A 17,792-nucleotide genomic window follows, 5' to 3' on the forward strand; every position below is an offset into this window, starting at 1 on the left:
GCTCAGGAAGCGGAGAGCGCCGCGTCGAGCACGCCGACCGCGTCGAGCAGCAGCGCGTCGCTGATGACGAGGCTCGGGAGGAAGCGGATCACGTTGCCGTACGTGCCCGCCGTGAGGGCGAGCACACCCTGCTCGGCGGCGGCGGCGGCCACGCGCGCGACGGTGGCCGCATCCGGCTCGCCCGTCTCGGGGTCGGTGAACTCGATCGCGAGCATCGCGCCCATGCCGCGCACATCGCCGATGACGGGATGCTGGCGCTGCAGCTCGAGCAGGGCGGGCTTGAGCACTCCCTCGATGCGGCGCGCCTCGGCCAGCAGGTCGCGGCTGACGATCTGCTCGAGCACGGCGACGGCGGCCGCGCACGCGACGGGGTTCCCGCCGAACGTGCCGCCGAGCCCTCCCGCGTGGGCCGAGTCCATGATCTCCGCACGCCCCACGACTCCCGCGAGCGGCATACCGCCCGCGATGCCCTTCGCGGTCGTGATGAGGTCGGGCACGATGCCGAAGTGCTCGCTCGCGTAGAACGCACCGGTGCGCGCGACACCGCTCTGCACCTCGTCGGCGACGAACACGATGCCGTGGGCGCGGCACCACTCGACGAGCGCCGGGAGGTAGCCATCGGCGGGGACCATGAACCCGCCCTCGCCCTGGATCGGCTCGACGACGAGGCACGCGAGGTCGGCGGCGCCGACGCGCTTCTCGAGGTAGCTGATCGTGCGCTTCGCGGCCTCGGGGCCCGAGAGCTTGTCGAGATACGGGTAGGAGCTCGGGGCGTGGTGCACATCGCCCGCGAAGGGCCCGAAGCCCGTGTTGTACGGAGCGGCCTTGAAGTTCATCGCCATCGTGAGGTTCGTGCGCCCGTGGTAGCCGTGGTCGAGCACCGCGACGCCGTTGCGCCCCGTGTGCTTGCGCGCGATCTTGACGGCGTTCTCGAGAGCCTCAGCGCCCGAGTTGACGAGCACGACCTTCTTCGCGTGGTCGCCGGGGGAGTGCTGCACGAGCAGCTCGGCGACGCGCACGTACGGCTCGTACGGTGTCACGGTGAAGAGCGTGTGGGTGAGACGGCCCACCTGCTCGCGCACGGCCTCGACGACGGCATCGTCGGTGTGGCCGACCGTCGTGACACCGATGCCGCCGCCCAGGTCGATGAAGTGGTTGCCGTCGACATCGACGGCGATGGCGCCGTGCGCCCGGTCGATGTAGACGGGCAGCGTCGTGCCGACGCCGGCGGAGACGACGGCCAGCCGGCGCTCGTGCAGCTCGCGCGAGCGCGGGCCCGGAATCTCGGTGACGACGCGGCGCTCCTGGGCGATGTCGGTGCCCGACGCGAGGCTCGCGGAGGAGGCGGAGAGGGTGTCTGTCATGGTGGGATGAGTGTACTCCGCGACACTGATCGACCGAAGGGGCGCGACATGGGCAGCGAGCACGGCTACGCGGTGAGCATCCAGTGGACGGGCAATCGGGGCGAGGGCACGGCCACGTACCGTTCCTACGGTCGCGACCACCGCATCCTCGCCGAAGGCAAGACCCACGAGATCGAGGGGTCGAGCGATCGCACCTTCCGCGGTGATGCCGAGCGCTGGAACCCCGAGGAGCTCGTCATCGCAGCCCTCAGCCAGTGCCACCTGCTGAGCTACCTGCATGTCGCCGCGAGCAACGGCCTCGTCGTCGTCGACTACCGCGACGAGGCGAGCGGGACGCTCGAGCAGGAGGGTGAGGGCGGCCGGCTCGTCGAGGCGACGCTGCGCCCGCGCGTGACGCTCGCCGCCCATCACAGCGAAGAGGATGCGCGCCGGGCCGCGCACCTGCACGAGCGGGCGAGCGAGCTGTGCTTCATCGCCAACTCGGTGAGCTTCCCCGTCGCGCACGAGCCGGTCACGCTCGTCGCCGGCGCGCAGGGGGCACCAAGACTCTGATGGCAGGATGGAGACTTCGTGCCCGTCCCCGACCGCTACCGGAGCTTCCTCGTGCGCCGTACTCCCTTCGCCCTGCTGACCGCGGGCCTTCTCGTCTCCCTCGCCGCGTGCACCCCCGGCGACGGTTCACCGGACGCCGCCCTCGAGGGCTGCGTCGAGGCCGGTGACGCCTCGCAGGCCGTCGCGGTCGACGGCGCTGCCGGGTCGGCGCCCGAGATCAGCTTCGAGGCTCCGCTCGTGGCCGAGTCGACGCAGCGATCACTGCTGACCGAGGGCGAGGGCGATCGCGCCGAGAACGGCGACACCGTCCTCATCGAGTACTCCGTGTTCAACGGGGAGACCGGCGACGAGCTCGCGTCGACGGGCTTCACGGGCGAGAACGCCGAGGCCTTCCCCATCGACACCGCGAGCGAGCAGCTCGTCGGCTTCTCGCTCCTCCTCGAGTGCGCCGCACCCGGCGCCCGCATCGCGGGCGTCATCCCACCCGCTGAGGGCTTCGGCGAGGCGGGTATCCCCGAGCTGCAGCTCGCGGGCACCGAGTCCCTCGTCTTCGTGATCGACGTCGTCGAGATCCTCGACGCGCCCCTCGACCGCGCCGAGGGCGCGGCGGGCGAGGCGCCCGACGGCTTCCCCGAGGTCACGCTCGACGACGACGGCGCGCCGACGATCGTCATCCCCGACGAGGCGCCGCCCGCCGAGTTCGGCCTCGCCGTGCTCATCGAGGGAGAGGGCCCCGTCGTCGAGGAGGGCGCCGAGGTGACCGTGCACTACACGGGCATCAACTGGAACACGGGCGACGTCTTCGACTCCAGCTGGCAGCGCGGCGCCCCCGCCACGTTCCCCACCGACGGCGTCATCCAGGGCTTCCGCGATGCGCTCGTCGGCCAGGCCGTCGGCTCCCAGGTCATCGCGATCATCCCGCCCGACCTCGGCTACGGCCCGCAGGGCGGCACGCCAGACGGCTCGATTGGCGCGGAGGACACGATCGTCTTCGTCGTCGACATCCTCGGCACGCGCTGAGCGCACGCGGCAGGATAGGGCGCATGCGCGACATCATCGTCCTCGGCTCCACGGGCTCCATCGGGGTCCAGGCCCTCGAGGTCATCGCCGCGAACCCGGAGCGCTTCCGCGTCGTCGGGCTCGCAGCCGGCCGCAATCGCGAGCTCGTGGAGCAGCAGGCACGAGACCACTCCGTGCAGCACGTCGCCCTCGGCGCCGAGGCCGCAGCCGAGCTCGTGCAGGACGTCGCCTGCGACGTCGTGCTCAACGGCATCACCGGGTCGGTCGGTCTCGCGCCGACGCTCGCGGCGCTGCGCGCGGGGCGCATCCTGGCCCTTGCCAACAAGGAGAGCCTCATCGTCGGCGGGTCCCTCGTGACGGACCTCGCGGCGCCCGGCCAGATCGTGCCAGTCGACAGCGAGCACTCCGCGATCGCGCAGTCTCTGCTCGCGGGCGAGCACCACGAGGTGCGCCGGCTCGTGCTCACGGCGAGCGGCGGCCCGTTCCGCGGGCGAACGCGTGCCGAGCTCGCCGACGTCACGCCCGCGCAAGCGCTTGCGCACCCGACGTGGGATATGGGGCGCGTCATCACGACCAACTCGGCCACGCTCGTCAACAAGGGCCTCGAGGTCATCGAGGCGCACCTGCTCTTCGACGTCCCCTACGAGCGCATCGACGTGACCGTGCACCCGCAGTCGATCGTGCACTCGATGGTCGAGTTCGTCGACGGCTCGACGATCGCGCAGTGCTCGCCGCCCGACATGCGCCTGCCGATCTCCCTGGGCCTCGACTGGCCGCACCGCGTCGCCGGTGTCGGTGCGCCACTCGACTGGAGCACGGCGAGCACGTGGACTTTCGAGCCGCTCGACGAGGTGGCCTTCCCGGCCGTCGCGCTCGCCAAGCAGGTGGGTGCTGCGGGGGCGACGTTCCCGGCGGTGTTCAACGCGGCCAACGAGCAGGCCGTGCACGCCTTCCATGACGGGGCGCTCGGCTACCTCGAGATCCTCGATACCGTGCGCGCGGTCGTCGATCGGCACGAGCCGCACGCCATGACCCTCGACGGCGTGCTCGACGCCGAGCGCTGGGCGCGCGCCGAGGCCGACGCGCTCATCGGCTCACGCTGAGCGCGCGGCACTAGAGTTACCGCTCGTGGAGACCGTGCTGCTGTACATCGTCGGCATCCTCGTCGTCGTCGTCGGCCTCGTGGTGTCGATCGCCCTGCACGAGCTCGGCCACTTCGTGCCCGCGAAGCTCTTCGGCGTGCGCGTGGGCCAGTTCATGGTCGGCTTCGGGCGCACGATGGTGTCGTGGCGGCGTGGCGGCACCGAGTACGGGTTCAAGTGGATCCCGCTCGGCGGCTACATCTCGATGGCGGGCATGTATCCGCCCGCCGCCGGCTCGGCGGAGCGCTATGCGACAACGGGCTTCTTCCAGACCCTCGTGCAGGACGCCCGCTCGGCTTCCGCCGACACGATCGTCGAGGGGGAGGAGCACCGTTCCTTCTACCGGCTGGCGGTGTGGAAGCGCGTCATCGTCATGCTCGGCGGCCCGCTCATGAACCTCGTCATCGCGGTCGTGCTCTACGCGGTCGTGCTCATGGGCTTCGGCATCGCGCAGCCCTCGACGACGATCGGCAGCGTCAACGAGTGCGTGCTGCCGGCGACGAGCGAGCGCCAGGAGTGCGCGCCGGGCGATCCGCTCGCGCCGGGTGCGGAGGCAGGGCTGCTGCCGGGGGATCGCATCGTCGCGATCGACGGCGCCCCGATCGATGAGTGGGATGCCGTGCTCACGACGGTGCGCGACGCAGCCGGCGAGCCCCTCGACTTCACCCTCGACCGCGGAGGCTCGGCGGTGTCGACCACGCTCACACCGCTGCTCACGGAGCGCTACGTGATCGACGAGCGCGGTCAGCTCGTGGAGGGCGCGGACGGCGAGCTGCTCACGCAGCAGGTCGGGTTCATCGGCATCGGCGCAGCCTTCGAGACGGCCCAGCAGCCCGCGAGCGAGGTTCTCCCCGCCGTGGGCGACAACATCGTGCGGGTGGGCGAGATCATCCTGACGCTGCCCCAGCGCATGATCGACGTCGCCGAGGCCGCCTTCGGCCCGGGGGAGCGCGACCCCAACGGCCCGATCAGCGTGGTGGGCGTCGGCCGTATCGCGGGCGAGATCGCGAGCATCGACACGCTGCCCGTCGTCGAGCGCATCTCCGCGCTCACGGGTCTCCTCGCCTCGCTCAACGTCGCCCTCTTCGTGTTCAACCTCATCCCGCTCCTGCCGCTCGACGGCGGGCACATCGCCGGGGCATTGTTCGAGGGTGCGCGCCGTCGTCTGTGGGCGCTCTTCGGCAAGCCCGACCCCGGGCCGGTCGACACGGCCAAGCTCGTGCCGATCACGCTTGCCGTGGTGGTGGTGCTCGGCGTCATGAGCGCTCTGCTCATCTACGCCGACATCGTCAAGCCGATCACCCTGTTCTAGGTGTAGTGCCCAGGGACGTTGTTTGATCTGGACGTCCTGACATGGCGAGAACCTCCGAGGCAGAGTGGAGCTGCTTACTGCATCCGCTCTGAACCAAGGAGGTTCTCGTGTCCCACGGTAATGCCGCCCTGACGCCTCGCCAACGTCTTCGCCTTGCCCGGCAGGTTGTCGATGATGGCTGGTCGATCTCGGCCGCGGCTGACTACTTTCGCGTGTCCTATCCGACGGCAGCGAAATGGGCCAAACGGTATCTCGAGCTCGGCCCTGAAGGCATGGCCGATCGCTCCAGCCGACCCCACACGCATCCCAACAAGACGCCGCAGGCGGTGGTGAAGAAGATCGTGCATTTGCGGATCAAGAAGCGTCTCGGGCCGGTTCAGATCGCTGGCCTGCTGGGCGTGCCCTCCTCGACCGTGCACGCGGTGCTGGTGCGCTGCAAACTCAACCGCCTCTCCCACGTGGACGTGAAGACCGGAGAGCCGGCTCGCCGCTACGAGCATGACAGGCCGGGGGCGATGATCCACGTCGACGTGAAGAAGCTGGGCAACATTCCCAACGGCGGAGGGTGGCGGTTCGTGGGCCGCGAACAGGGCAGACGAAATCGTCAGTCAACACCCGGTCTCGCACGCAGCAGACATCACAACGAGCTGATGCGGCACGCCTTCGTTCACACCGTCATCGATGACAACTCTCGCGTGGCCTACGCCGAGATCCACGACGACGAGACCGCAGCCACCGCAATCGGGGTGCTCCGGCGAGCAACGTCCTGGTTCGCCGATCGTGGCGTCACCGTCGAGCGCGTGCTCTCTGACAATGGCTCCGCCTACCGATCCCATGCATGGAGGGCCGCCTGCCGTGAGTTGGGGATCACGCCGAAGCGAACCCGCCCCTACCGGCCGCAGACCAACGGAAAGATCGAACGGTTCCACCGCACCATGGCCGACGGATGGGCATTCACGAAGCACTACAACTCCGAGTCAGCCCGCCGAGCAGCCCTCCCGGCATGGCTCCATCACTACAATCACCATCGGCTGCACACGGCCATCGGCAAGGTCCCACCCATCAGCCGGCTAAACAACCTGCCTGGGCACTACAACTAGGGCACCGCCGCGCGCTGCCAGTGGAGTCCCGCATAGTGGTGTAACGCACGGTGGTCGCGCACGTCGTTGCTGACGTGGACGCGGTCACCGTGTGATGCTTCGAGAAGTCTCTTACCTCCACTCGAAAGGCATCAACACGATGACCGCTCCACACATTGTCGACCCTGCGACCGTTCTGGGTGAAGCCCTCTCGGAGGCTTCGCCGGATTTGATGAGGCATCTGCTGCAGACCATGATCAACGCCCTGCTGTCCGCTGACGCCGACGCTGTGGTCGGCGCCGAATGGGGCAAGCCCAGCCCTGATCGGGTGACGCACCGCAACGGCTACCGGCACCGTGACCTCGACACTCGCATCGGCACGATCGATGTCGCGATCCCGAAACTACGATCGGGCACCTACTTTCCGGAGTGGCTGCTGGAGCGTCGCAAGCGCTCCGAGGCGGCTCTGATCACCGTGATTGCCGACTGCTACCTCGCCGGGGTGAGCACCCGGCGGATGGACAAGCTGGTGAAGACTCTCGGCATTCACGCTCTATCGAAGTCGCAGGTCTCGCGGATGGCGGCCGAGCTCGACGAGCACGTGAACCAGTTCCGACATCGGTCGTTGGCTGAGGCGGGCCCGTTCACGTTCGTGGCTGCCGACGCTCTCACGATGAAGGTTCGCGAGGGCGGCCGGGTGGTGAACACGGTCGTGCTGATCGCCACCGGGGTCAACGGCGACGGCCGCCGGGAAGTCCTCGGCCTGCAGACGGCCACGAGCGAGACCGGGTCGGCGTGGAATGCGTTCTTCGCCGACCTCGTCGCCCGCGGCCTCACCGGCGTGCAGCTCGTCACCAGTGACGCGCACGCCGGCTTAAAGGACGCGATCGCAGCGAACCTGCCCGGCGCCACCTGGCAACGCTGCCGCACCCACTACGCGGCGAACCTGATGAGCGTGACCCCGAAGAGCATGTGGCCGGCGGTGAAGGCGATGCTGCACTCCGTCTATGACCAGCCCACCGCCTCCGACGTCCACGCCCAGTTCGATCGGACCCTGGATTACGTCGCCGAGAAGCTCCCCGCGGTCGCCGAGCACCTCGATACCGCTCGGGCCGACATTCTCGCCTTCACCGAGTTCCCCAAAGATGTCTGGTCGCAGATCTGGTCGAACAATCCCAACGAGCGCCTCAACCGCGAGATCCGCCGCCGCACCGACTCCGTGGGCATCTTCCCCAACCGCGACAGCGTCATCCGCCTGGTCGGCGGCGTTCTGGCCGAGCAGACCGATGAGTGGGCAGAGGGGCGCCGCTACTTGGGCCTGGAGGTCCTGGCACGCTCCCGCATGCGGGTGCTGCCCAACAACGGAGACGAGGTGGTCGCCGACACCTTCATCGCTCTCAGCGCATAAAGCGAAGGATCAGCCGTTACACCACTTCCAGGGACTTGACCGCGCTGCTCGCTCGTCAGCGGGCGGGGCGAACCGCCGTGTCGCGTTGACATCGTCGTGACACGCACGATACGTTTCCTGAAACCTGAACCACCTGTCAGGTCACAGCCCCGAATCCTTCTACGGCAGCAGGAAAGGCACGCACATGCGCACCCAGAAGTTCTTCGTCCCGGCGATCCTCGCGATCGCCGGCCTCACGCTCGCGGGCTGTGCGCCCACGGCGAGCGATCCCGGCACCGACGGTGAGGCGCAGCCCGCCGTTCCCGTCGCGGTCATCACCTCCGAGACCGGCCCGCTCGCCGCCTACGGCGGCGCATACCTCGCCGGCTTCGAAGCCGGTCTCGACTACGCGACCGACGGCACGGGAGCCGTCGACGGCCGAGAGATCGACGTCACGGTCTACGATGACGCCGGTGACACCGACACCGCCGTCAACCTCGCTCGCGACGTCATCGGTCAGGGTGTCCAGATCCTCGCCGGCACCGTGTCCTCGGGCATCGCCCTCTCGCTCGCCGAGCAGGCCGAGCAGAACCAGATCCTCTACATCGCGGGCCCCTCGGCGGCAGACGCCGTGACGGGCATCAACGACTACACCTTCCGCTCGGGACGCCAGACCTACCAGGACGTCGCCACGGCGGGAACGTTCATCGGCGACCCGGCCGGTCAGAAGGTCGTCGTCTTCGCGCAGGACACCGCATTCGGTCAGGGCAACCTCGCCGGCGTCGACGCGGTACTCGGCGGAGCGGGAGCGGAGGTCGAGGGAATTCTCGTCCCCGAGGACGCGACCGAGTTCACTCCCTTCGCCCAGCAGATCCTCTCCGCCGACGCCGACCTGGTCTTCGTGGCCTGGGCCGGTGCGACGAGCGCGGCCATGTGGCAGGCGCTCGACCAGCAGGGCGTGTTCGACGCGATCCCCGTCGTCACCGGTCTCGGTGACGTCGCCACCTACGGCGCCTACGCCGAGGCGAGCGACCAGATCAGCTTCCTCAACCACTACTTCGGCGGGGCCGCGGGCACCGAGGTCGAGGCGGCCATGATCGAGCGCCTCGAGGCCGCGGGCGCCACGCCGGACCTGTTCTCCCCCGACGGCTTCGTCGCCGCGCAGATGGTCGTGCAGGCGATCCGCGAGGGCGGCGATGACGTCGACGGCATGATCGCGGCGCTCGAGGGCTGGACCTTCGAGGGGCCGAAGGGCACGACGACGATTCGAGCCGAGGACCACGCTGTGCTGCAGCCGATGTTCCAGGCCCGCCTGGTGGAGCAGGACGGCTCGTGGGTGCCGGAGCTCATCGAGATCGTCGAGGCCGACACGGTCGCCCCGCCGGTCGTCGGCTAGTCGCCCGGCCCACGGCACAGAGAGAGTTCGCACCATGACCGACCAGCCCGTGCTCGCCGTCGAGCACCTCGAGCTGCAGATCGGGGGCGCACGCATCATCGATGACGTGACGCTCTCGGTCGGCCGCGGCGAGATGCTCGGCGTCATCGGCCCCAACGGCGCCGGCAAGACGACACTGTTCAACCTCATGAGCGGCATCATGACCCCCACCGGGGGCCGGGTGCTGCTGCGCGGGGACGACGTGACGCGCCTGACCGTGCAGCGCCGCGCACGGGCTGGTCTCGGTCGCACTTTCCAGACCTCGAGTCTCTTCACGGGGCTCTCTGCGCTCGAGAACGTTCGCCTCTCCGCTCAGGTGTCGATCGGGCACGAGCTCTCGGTGCTCGCCCGTCCGAGGCGGGGTGACGCCGCGACGAGCGCGGCCGAGGAGAGGCTCGAGGAGGTCGGGCTCACGCACCACGCCGAGACGACGGCTGGCGTGCTCTCGCACGGCGACAAGCGCAAGCTCGAGATCGCCATGCTGCTCGCGACCGAGCCGAGTGTCATCCTCCTCGACGAGCCCATGGCAGGAGTCGCCTCCGGCGATGTGCCCGAGCTCGTCGAGGTCATCCGCCGGGTCCACCGCAGCGGCCGCACGGTGCTCATGGTCGAGCACCACATGGACGTCGTGCTCGGGCTCGTCGACACTGTCGCGGTCATGCACCACGGCCAGGTGCTCGCGTGGGATACCCCGCAGGCCGTCATGGCCGACCCGACCGTGCAGTCCGCCTATCTGGGAGAGAGCCTGTGAGCGCCCCGTCCAGCACCGCACCGCTTCTCCGCGTGAGCGGCCTGAGCGCCCTCATCGACGGCCAGCAGGTCGTCGAGTCCGTCGACTTCGAGGTGCCTCCCACCGGCGTGACGGCCGTCCTCGGTCGCAACGGCGTCGGCAAGACGAGCACCTTGCGCGCGATCATGGGTCTGATCACCCGCTCCGGCACGGTCGAGTTCGAGGGCGAGCGCATCGACGGCCTGCCCACGCACCGCATCGTGCAGCGCGGGGTCGGCTACGTGCCGGAAGACCGGGAGGTCTTCTCGCAGCTCACGGTCGCCGAGAACCTCAGGCTCGCCACGCGCGGCGGCGCGCCTCATCGCGACCTCGTCGACGAGCTCTTCCCCGACCTCGTGCAGCGCAGTGCTCAACGGGCCGGGTCGCTCTCCGGCGGCCAGCAGCAGATGCTGTCCCTGGCTCGCACGCTTCTCAACGACAACCGCATCCTGCTCGTCGACGAGCCCACCAAGGGCCTCGCGCCGATGATCGTGCAGGATGTCGCCGCCGCGCTCGAGCGCGCCGCGGCCACGACTCCCATCCTGCTCGTCGAGCAGAACCTGCCGATCGTGCGCCGCCTGGCGGACACCGTCGTCGTGATCGAGGGCGGCCGCGTGGTGCACACGGGAGACGCGGGCGAGCTCCTCGACGACGACGAGCGCACCCAGCGCCTCCTCGGCGTCCACACGACGGGCGACGACGACGACGCGCGTACCGACTCGGAGGTCGACCGATGAGCACCGTGATCCTTCTTCTCATCACGGGTCTCGGGCTCGGGGCGCTGTACTTCCTCGTGGCGAGCGGCCTCTCGCTCATCTACGGCCTCATGGGCGTGCTCAACTTCGCTCACGGCTCCTTCCTCACCCTCGGCGCGTTCCTCGGCTGGGAGTTCGCGCGCCGCATGGACGACGGGTCGTGGGGCACCTTCCTGCTCTCGATCCTCGTGGGCGCGATCGTCGGTGCGACCGTCGCGGCGCTCACCGAGCTGCTGCTCATCAGACCGCTCTATCTGCGGCACATCGAGCAGGTGCTCGTGACCGTCGGCCTCTCGCTCGCGACCGTCGCGCTCTTCGAGGGAATCTGGGGCGTCGACCCGATCTTCATCGTCGGGCCCGAGTGGCTCGCGCAGACGACCGACATCGGGGGTGCGCTCATCCCCAACGACCGGTTCATCCTCATCGCGGCGGCACTGCTCGTGCTTCTCGCGCTCGTGCTCTTCCTCAAGTTCACGCGCTACGGGCTCATCATCCGCGCGGGCGTCGAGAACCGTGCGATGGTGACGGCGCTCGGCATCGACGTGCGCAAAGCCTTCACCATGGTCTTCGCGATCGGCGGCGCGGCGGCGGGCATCGGCGGCGTTCTCGCCTCGCACTACTTCGGCTACGTCTCCCCGCTCATCGGCGGATCGCTGCTCATCTTCGCCTTCATCGTCACGGTGATCGGCGGCCTCGGCTCGCTCACGGGGGCGGCCATCGCCTCGGTCGTCGTCGCCGTGCTGCAGCAGTTCGCCAACTTCTATCTGGGGGGAACGGGGGACTTCATGGTCGTGGTGCTCTTGGCCGTCGTCCTGCTCGTCCGCCCCACGGGACTCCTCGGGAGCAAGGCATCATGACCCTCATCGACCGCATCCGCACCGCTCGCGCGACCCCGTGGGTCATCGGCGGGGCGCTCATCCTGGTGTTCGCGCTCCTCCCGGTGCTCAACCTGAGCCTGCCCGGCATCCTGCCCGGTGCGACGTACACGCCGGGCACCCTGCAGCTGCTCGCCTTCGCGATGGTCTTCGCGACCCTCGCCCTCAGCTACCACCTGCTGTTCGGAGTCGCCGGCCTGCTCTCGTTCGGCCACGCGCTCTACTTCGCGGTCGGCGCCTACGGCCTCGGGATCGTGCTGCGGGACACGCAGCTCGCCCTCGTGCCCGCCATGGGCGTCGTGCTGCTCGGCGCGGTCGTGCTCGCCGCGGCACTCGGCGCGCTGAGTCTGCGCGTCACGGGTATCGCGTTCGCGATGGTGACGCTCGCCTTCGCCCAGGCCGGCTCGGTGCTCGTGCGCCGCAACGCGGCGATCACGAACGGCGAAGAGGGGCTGCCTCTCGAGGTGGCGAACATCCCGACCGAGCTCGTGGGCGTCATCAATACGCGCAACCTGTATTGGATCGCACTCGGGATGCTCGTGGTCGTGTTCCTCATCGTCACGTGGTTCGAGCGCTCCCGCGCCGGCCACGTCGTCGTCGCGGCACGGGAGAACGACCTGCGGGTGCGCGTGCTGGGCATGACGCCGTTCACCGTTCGACTCATCACCGTCGTGCTCGCCGGCTCGCTCGCGGCGCTCGTGGGCATGGTCTACCTGCTCCTGCAGAGCGGCGTCACGCCGGCCGTGACGACGCCCGACTTCACGCTCACCCTGCTCGTGATCGTCGTGCTCGGCGGTGTCGGGTCCCGCTGGGGAGCGGTCGTCGGTGGCCTCATCTACACGCTCCTCGACCAGCGCCTCACGGCCCTCTCGCGCTCCGAGACGATCGCCGACCTGCCCGATGTGTTGCGCATTCCGCTGAGCGAGCCGCTGTTCATTCTCGGCACCCTCTTTATCCTGGTGGTGGTGCTTCTGCCCGGTGGCCTGGCGGGCCTCGCGCGTCGGGCGACCGCGCGCCTGGCGCGACGGCGTCCTGAGCCGGAGCGCCCGCTCGAGGAGGCGCGATGACCGAGACCCACCCGCTCGACCCCCACCCGCACGACACCCAGCACGACGGCCTGCACACTCTCGGCCGCTGGACGGGGGATCGTGCCAGGGCGACCCCGGAGCGCATCGCGATCGACGACCGCGGTGTCGAGTTGAGCTATCGCGAGCTGCACGATCGAGCATCCCGACTCGCCCGTCTGCTGCGCAGCGCCGGGTACGGCGTCGGCGACCGCATCGCGACCCTCACGGGCAACAGCGCCGACCACGTCGTGCTGTTCTTCGCGTGCGCGCAGGCCGGGCTCGTGCTCGTGCCCATCTCGTGGCGCCTGTCGCCCCGCGAGATCGCGCAGCAGCTCGAGCTCTCCGACCCCGCCCTGCTGGTCGTGGAGGACGAGTTCGCCTCCCTCGCCTCCGCGTCGCTTGAGCGGCTTCTCGCCCCGCCGCCCCGCGCGAGCGTCGGTTCTCGAGGCGTCGAGCGCGCGGTGCCTGCGCCGCTGCGCGGCCGCCTCGCGGATGCCCCGCCGCAGCGCCCCGTGGGCGACGACGACGCCCTGCTCCTCATGTTCACCTCGGGCACCCTCGCCGCCCCGAAGGGCGTCATCCTCACCCACGCGAACTGCTTCTGGACGAACCTCGCGCTCTCGCGCACCGCCGAGATCACGAGCCAGGACACCGTGCTCGCCGTCATGCCGCAGTACCACGTGGGCGGCTGGAACGTGCAGCCGCTGCTCGCCTGGTGGATGGGGGCCACCGTCGTGCTCGAGCGCACCTTCGACCCCGGTCGAGTGCTGCACCTCATCGCCGACCGCGGCATCACGACGACCATGGGTGTGCCCGCGAACTACCTGCTGCTCGCCGAGCACCCCGACTTCGCGAGCACCGACCTGTCGACGTTGCGGCACGCGATCGTGGGCGGCGCTCCCATGCCCGAGCCGCTCCTGCGCACCTGGCACGCTCGCGGCGTCGCGCTCACGCAGGGCTACGGCCTCACCGAAGCCTCGCCGAACGTGCTGTGCCTGCCCGATGAGGACGCTCGGCGTCGGGTCGGGTCTGCGGGGCGGCCGTACCCCCACGTCGAGGTGCTGCTCGTCGACCCGGTGACGAGCGAGCCGATCGAGGGCGCCGGCACGGGAGAGCTGCTCGTGCGGGGGCCGAGCGTCTTCACGGGGTACTTCCGCGATGCGGCGCAGACCGCGGCGACGCTCACCGACGGCTGGCTGCGCACCGGCGACCTCATGGCGCGCGATGACGACGGCTACTACCGCGTGATCGATCGCATCAAGGACATCTTCATCACGGGTGGGGAGTCGGTCGCGCCCGCCGAGATCGAGGCGGTGCTGTTCGAGCACCCCGCGGTCTCCGACGTCGCCGTCATCGGCGTGCCGGACGAGCGATGGGGCGAGGTGCCGGTCGCCTACATCGTGCCGCGCTCGGGCGTCCCTCGGGACGAGACGGCGCTGCGCGAGCACTGCGCGGCGCGACTGGCACGGTTCAAGGTGCCCACGCGCATCCTCGAGATCGAGTCCATTCCCCGGTCGGGCGCCGACAAGGTGCGCCGCCGCGACCTGCTCGAGGCCTGGGGCGGCGCCCAGCTCGCCGCGACGGGCGGTGCCTCGTGAGCGCGGCACCGCGCACGGCGCGCGGCGAGCGCACCCGCCGGGCGATCCTCGACGCCGCCGAGCATGTCTTCGCCGAGCTCGGCTACGCCGAGTCGTCGATCGTGCGCATCACGGAGCGCGCAGGCGTCGGGCAGGGCACGTTCTACCTCTACTTCGACTCGAAGCTGCAGGTCTTCGAAGAGCTCGTCGACGACCTCAACCGCCGCGTGCGGCACGCGATGACGGAGCACGCGACCGACGACATGAGCCGCATCGAGCGCGAGCGTGAGGGCTTTCGCGGCTTCTTCCGCTTCACGGCCGAGCATCCGGCGCTGTACCGCATCGTGCGCGAGGCGGAGTTCGTCTCCCCGCGGTCTCTGCGCCTGCACTACTCGCGCATCGTCGACGGCTACATCGAGGGCCTCACGGCTGCACGCGAGCGTGGCGAAGTGGGCGACATCGATCCGACGGTCGCGGCCTGGGCGCTCATGGGCGTCGGCGAGATGATCGGCATGCGCTGGGTGCTGTGGGGCGAGGAGGGGGCGAGCGGGGCGAGCGCGGATCCGCTCGCGAGCGGCACGACCGACGTGCCCGACGCCGTCTTCGACAGCATGATGCGCTTCATCGAGAACGCGCTCGCAGCGCGCGGAACCCAGGAGGGGGCACCATGACGCAGGTCGTGCAGGGAGAGCTCGACGGTCGCAGGGCGGTCGTCACGGGCGGCGCGAGCGGCATCGGTGAGGCGTGCTCGCGCGCGCTCGCCGCGGCCGGGGCGCACGTCGTCATCGCCGACCGCGACGGCGAGGGCGCCGCGCGCGTCGCTGCGGCGATCGGCGGCGAGGCGTGGGAGGTCGATCTGAGCGATCTGGATGCTCTCGCCGAAGTCGAGCTGCGCGCCGACATCCTCGTCAACAACGCGGGGGTGCAGACGGTGAGCCCGATCGCCGAGTTCGACCCGGCGCGCTTCCGCTTCATCGTCGACCTCATGCTCGTCTCGCCGTTCCTCCTCACGCGCGCCGCCCTGCCGGGCATGTACGAGCGCGGCTGGGGTCGCGTCATCAACATCAGCTCGGTGCACGGGCTGCGCGCGAGCGCCTTCAAGTCTGCGTACGTCTCGGCGAAGCACGGTCTCGAGGGCCTGTCGAAGGTCACCGCGCTCGAGGGCGGCCCGCACGGCGTCACGAGCAACTGCATCAACCCCGGCTACGTGCGCACGCCGCTCGTCGAGAAGCAGATCGCCGACCAGGCGCGCGTGCACGGCATTCCCGAGGACGAGGTCGTCGAGCGCATCATGCTCACCGAGAGCGCCGTCAAGCGGCTCGTCGAGCCCGACGAGGTCGCCTCTCTCGCGGTGTGGCTGTGCGGCGCGGCGGCGGGCATGGTCACGGGCTCCTCGTACTCGATGGACGGCGGGTGGAGCGCACGATGACCGAGTTCGCCCCCGCCACGATCGCGGTCCCCGTCCTCGGGGGAGCGCTCACGGTCGGCATCTGGAACGACTCTCCGGATGCGCCCGCGGTGCTCGCGATCCACGGCATCACCGCGAATCACCGGTGCTGGCCGCTCCTGGCAGACCATCTCCCCGGCGTGCGGCTCATCGCTCCCGACCTGCGCGGTCGCGGCCGATCACGCGACCTCGGGGGTCCATACGGCCTCGAGCAGCACGCCCGCGACCTTGTCGCCGTGCTCGACCACCTGGGGCTCGAGAGCGTCGCCGTCGTCGCCCACTCGATGGGGGCGTTCGTCGCGGTGCTGCTCGCGGCGCGCTTCCCCGACCGCGTCTCCTCCCTGACCCTCGTGGACGGCGGGCTGCCGCTCGACCCGCCCGAGCGCGCGGGGTCGGGCGACGAGGCGCACGGTGCTGCGGTACCGGACGGCACGGCTGTGCTCGGGCCAGCCGCGCGGCGCCTCTCGATGACGTTCGCCTCGGTCGAGGAGTACCGCGACTTCTGGCGTGAGCATCCCGCCTTCCGCGACCGCTGGTCGCGCGCTGTCGAGGCCTACGTCGACTACGACCTGCACGGTGAGCCCCCGGCCCTGAAGCCCTCGGGCGACCTGGCGGCGGTCGGCGCCGATGTCGCTGAGCTGTACGGCGGGGAGAGCTACCGCCGGGCGCTCGAGAGCGTGCGCCAGCCGACGACCTTCCTGCGCGCACCGCGCGGCCTCCTCGATGAGCCCGAGGCGCTCTACCGCCCCGAGCGCACGAGCGAGCAGCCGACGATCTCGGGCATGCGCGTCATCGAGGTCGACGACGTCAACCACTACACGATCGTGCTCGCCGAGCCGGGTGCGCGCCGCGTCGCGCGCGCGGTGAGCGACGCACTGCACGTCCCCTCCGCTGCGGCGCCCGCCGCGACCGTCCACGACTGAAAGGCCCGATCATGACCGAGATGCTTCTGCCGGGCATCGTTGCCCACTCCGTGCCTGCACCGCGACTCACCGCGGCGGTGCTCGAGCGCCCCGCCGAGGGAGAGCCCGTCGGCACCGTCGTCTTCGTGCACGGCAACGTGTCCTCCTCGCACTCCTACCAGCCGACGATGCTCGCGCTCCCGCCGCAGTGGCGCGCGCTCGCGGTCGACCTGCGCGGCTTCGGCGGCTCCGAGGTCAAGCCGGTCGACGCGACCCGCGGGCTGCGCGACTTCTCCGACGACGTCGCGAGCGTGCTCGAGACGCTCGGCACGGGCGCCGTGCACCTCGTGGGCTGGAGCATGGGCGCGGGTGTCGTGCTGCAGTACCTTCTCGACAATCCCGACGCCGTGCTGAGCGTCACGCTCGAATCGCCCATCTCGCCATACGGCTTCGGCGGCACCGCCCTCGATGGCTCGCTCCTGACCCCCGACGCCGCCGGCACGGGCGGGGGCGGCGGCAACCCCGACTTCATCGCACGGCTCGCCGCGGGCGACCTCGGCGGCGAGGAGCAGACGTCTCCGCGGTCTGTCTACCGCACCGCCTATGTGGCGCAGCCCGATGGCCTGCCCCACGAGGATCTCTGGGTCGCGTCGATGCTCACGACGGCGACGGGGGAGGACAACTACCCCGGTGACAGCGTCCCGTCGGAGAACTGGCCGGGATTCGCTCCAGGGCCGCGCGGCGTGCTCAACACGATGGCGCCCACGCACCTGAACCTGTCCGGCATCACCGAGCTCGAGACGAAGCCCGCGATCCTGTGGATCCGCGGCGACGCCGACGCGATCGTCTCCGACACCTCGGCCTTCGACCTGAACTTCCTCGGCCAGCTCGGGGCGATCCCCGGGTGGCCCGGCGCCGAGGTCGCACCTCCGCAGCCGATGGTGAGCCAGACGCGGGCCGTGCTCGAGCGCTACGCGAGTGCCGGGGGATCCCTGCGCGAGGTCGTGTTCGAGGGGTGCGGTCACTCGCCCCACCTCGAGCAGGCCGAGAGCTTCGTGGCCGCCCTCCTCGAGCACCTCGACGCTGCGGGCTGACCGGGTGGCGCGAGG

Annotated in this window: 17 protein-coding genes; 16 read left to right on the forward strand and 1 reads right to left on the reverse strand. The window is 70.2% G+C overall.

The window, feature by feature from the left end; genetic code table 11:
* Positions 1-2 precede the first annotated feature (2 nt).
* Entirely contained in the window at positions 3-1,364 is a 1,362-nt protein-coding gene (gene gabT / locus IE160_RS04685) for a 4-aminobutyrate--2-oxoglutarate transaminase (RefSeq protein ID WP_191151780.1), read from the reverse strand.
* Between the two features lie 48 nt (positions 1,365-1,412).
* Here gabT and IE160_RS04690 point away from each other — a divergent pair, with 48 nt between their 5' ends.
* The 16 genes from IE160_RS04690 to IE160_RS04765 all read left to right on the forward strand — a co-directional run bounded on the left by IE160_RS04690 (position 1,413) and on the right by IE160_RS04765 (position 17,777).
* The gene (locus tag IE160_RS04690; protein WP_179873552.1) at positions 1,413-1,916 is read left to right on the forward strand and encodes an OsmC family protein; all 504 of its coding nucleotides are present in this window, start codon (positions 1,413-1,415) and stop codon (positions 1,914-1,916) included.
* Between the two features lie 18 nt (positions 1,917-1,934).
* On the forward strand, positions 1,935-2,936 hold the full coding sequence (locus IE160_RS04695; protein WP_224744579.1) for an FKBP-type peptidyl-prolyl cis-trans isomerase: 1,002 nt from the start codon (positions 1,935-1,937) through the stop codon (positions 2,934-2,936).
* 23 nt (positions 2,937-2,959) lie between these two features.
* Positions 2,960-4,039: a 1-deoxy-D-xylulose-5-phosphate reductoisomerase gene (dxr, locus tag IE160_RS04700; RefSeq protein WP_191151781.1), complete on the forward strand. Its 1,080-nt coding sequence runs from the start codon at positions 2,960-2,962 to the stop codon at positions 4,037-4,039.
* 25 nt (positions 4,040-4,064) lie between these two features.
* Positions 4,065-5,390, forward strand: coding sequence for a M50 family metallopeptidase (locus IE160_RS04705; RefSeq protein WP_224744580.1), 1,326 nt, complete (start codon positions 4,065-4,067; stop codon positions 5,388-5,390).
* Positions 5,391-5,497: 107 nt separating this feature from the next.
* Positions 5,498-6,490 carry an IS481 family transposase gene (locus IE160_RS04710; RefSeq protein WP_191151782.1) on the forward strand — a complete coding sequence of 331 codons (993 nt, stop codon included), beginning with the start codon at positions 5,498-5,500 and terminating at the stop codon, positions 6,488-6,490.
* Between the two features lie 139 nt (positions 6,491-6,629).
* Positions 6,630-7,877 carry an IS256 family transposase gene (locus IE160_RS04715; RefSeq protein WP_191151187.1) on the forward strand — a complete coding sequence of 416 codons (1,248 nt, stop codon included), beginning with the start codon at positions 6,630-6,632 and terminating at the stop codon, positions 7,875-7,877.
* Positions 7,878-8,061: 184 nt separating this feature from the next.
* Positions 8,062-9,252: a substrate-binding domain-containing protein gene (locus IE160_RS04720; protein WP_179873555.1), complete on the forward strand. Its 1,191-nt coding sequence runs from the start codon at positions 8,062-8,064 to the stop codon at positions 9,250-9,252.
* Positions 9,253-9,286: 34 nt separating this feature from the next.
* A complete protein-coding gene (locus IE160_RS04725; protein ID WP_179873556.1) occupies positions 9,287-10,042 on the forward strand; it encodes an ABC transporter ATP-binding protein in 756 nt (251 codons plus the stop codon).
* Entirely contained in the window at positions 10,039-10,797 is a 759-nt protein-coding gene (locus tag IE160_RS04730) for an ABC transporter ATP-binding protein (protein WP_179873557.1), read from the forward strand. Before IE160_RS04725 ends, IE160_RS04730 begins: the two co-directional genes overlap by 4 nt.
* The gene (locus IE160_RS04735) at positions 10,794-11,672 is read left to right on the forward strand and encodes a branched-chain amino acid ABC transporter permease (protein ID WP_191151783.1); all 879 of its coding nucleotides are present in this window, start codon (positions 10,794-10,796) and stop codon (positions 11,670-11,672) included. Before IE160_RS04730 ends, IE160_RS04735 begins: the two co-directional genes overlap by 4 nt.
* The gene (locus tag IE160_RS04740; RefSeq protein ID WP_179873559.1) at positions 11,669-12,757 is read left to right on the forward strand and encodes a branched-chain amino acid ABC transporter permease; all 1,089 of its coding nucleotides are present in this window, start codon (positions 11,669-11,671) and stop codon (positions 12,755-12,757) included. Before IE160_RS04735 ends, IE160_RS04740 begins: the two co-directional genes overlap by 4 nt.
* Positions 12,754-14,355: a class I adenylate-forming enzyme family protein gene (locus IE160_RS04745; RefSeq protein WP_191151784.1), complete on the forward strand. Its 1,602-nt coding sequence runs from the start codon at positions 12,754-12,756 to the stop codon at positions 14,353-14,355. Before IE160_RS04740 ends, IE160_RS04745 begins: the two co-directional genes overlap by 4 nt.
* Positions 14,352-15,005, forward strand: coding sequence for a TetR/AcrR family transcriptional regulator (locus IE160_RS04750; protein ID WP_179873561.1), 654 nt, complete (start codon positions 14,352-14,354; stop codon positions 15,003-15,005). The genes IE160_RS04745 and IE160_RS04750 overlap by 4 nt, the downstream gene beginning before the upstream one ends.
* Entirely contained in the window at positions 15,002-15,763 is a 762-nt protein-coding gene (locus IE160_RS04755; RefSeq protein ID WP_191151785.1) for a 3-hydroxybutyrate dehydrogenase, read from the forward strand. The genes IE160_RS04750 and IE160_RS04755 overlap by 4 nt, the downstream gene beginning before the upstream one ends.
* The gene (locus IE160_RS04760) at positions 15,760-16,704 is read left to right on the forward strand and encodes an alpha/beta hydrolase (RefSeq protein WP_224744581.1); all 945 of its coding nucleotides are present in this window, start codon (positions 15,760-15,762) and stop codon (positions 16,702-16,704) included. The genes IE160_RS04755 and IE160_RS04760 overlap by 4 nt, the downstream gene beginning before the upstream one ends.
* A gap of 11 nt (positions 16,705-16,715) precedes the next feature.
* Positions 16,716-17,777 (forward strand): alpha/beta fold hydrolase, encoded by a 1,062-nt coding sequence (locus IE160_RS04765; protein WP_191151786.1) that lies wholly within the window; start codon positions 16,716-16,718, stop codon positions 17,775-17,777.
* Positions 17,778-17,792: the final 15 nt, after the last annotated feature.

Origin of the sequence: Chryseoglobus sp. 28M-23 (assembly GCF_014789785.1) — a bacterium.
Classification (GTDB): Bacteria; Actinomycetota; Actinomycetes; order Actinomycetales; family Microbacteriaceae; genus Microcella; species Microcella indica.

Coding starts and splice junctions, on each gene's coding strand:
- IE160_RS04735 (WP_191151783.1), top strand. CDS start 10,794: ATGAGCACCGTGATCCTTCTTCTCATCACGGGTCTCGGGCTCGGGGCG.
- IE160_RS04720 (WP_179873555.1), top strand. CDS start 8,062: ATGCGCACCCAGAAGTTCTTCGTCCCGGCGATCCTCGCGATCGCCGGC.
- IE160_RS04740 (WP_179873559.1), top strand. CDS start 11,669: ATGACCCTCATCGACCGCATCCGCACCGCTCGCGCGACCCCGTGGGTC.
- dxr (WP_191151781.1), top strand. CDS start 2,960: ATGCGCGACATCATCGTCCTCGGCTCCACGGGCTCCATCGGGGTCCAG.
- IE160_RS04715 (WP_191151187.1), top strand. CDS start 6,630: ATGACCGCTCCACACATTGTCGACCCTGCGACCGTTCTGGGTGAAGCC.
- IE160_RS04765 (WP_191151786.1), top strand. CDS start 16,716: ATGACCGAGATGCTTCTGCCGGGCATCGTTGCCCACTCCGTGCCTGCA.
- gabT (WP_191151780.1), bottom strand. CDS start 1,364: ATGACAGACACCCTCTCCGCCTCCTCCGCGAGCCTCGCGTCGGGCACC.
- IE160_RS04725 (WP_179873556.1), top strand. CDS start 9,287: ATGACCGACCAGCCCGTGCTCGCCGTCGAGCACCTCGAGCTGCAGATC.
- IE160_RS04745 (WP_191151784.1), top strand. CDS start 12,754: ATGACCGAGACCCACCCGCTCGACCCCCACCCGCACGACACCCAGCAC.
- IE160_RS04690 (WP_179873552.1), top strand. CDS start 1,413: ATGGGCAGCGAGCACGGCTACGCGGTGAGCATCCAGTGGACGGGCAAT.
- IE160_RS04755 (WP_191151785.1), top strand. CDS start 15,002: ATGACGCAGGTCGTGCAGGGAGAGCTCGACGGTCGCAGGGCGGTCGTC.
- IE160_RS04760 (WP_224744581.1), top strand. CDS start 15,760: ATGACCGAGTTCGCCCCCGCCACGATCGCGGTCCCCGTCCTCGGGGGA.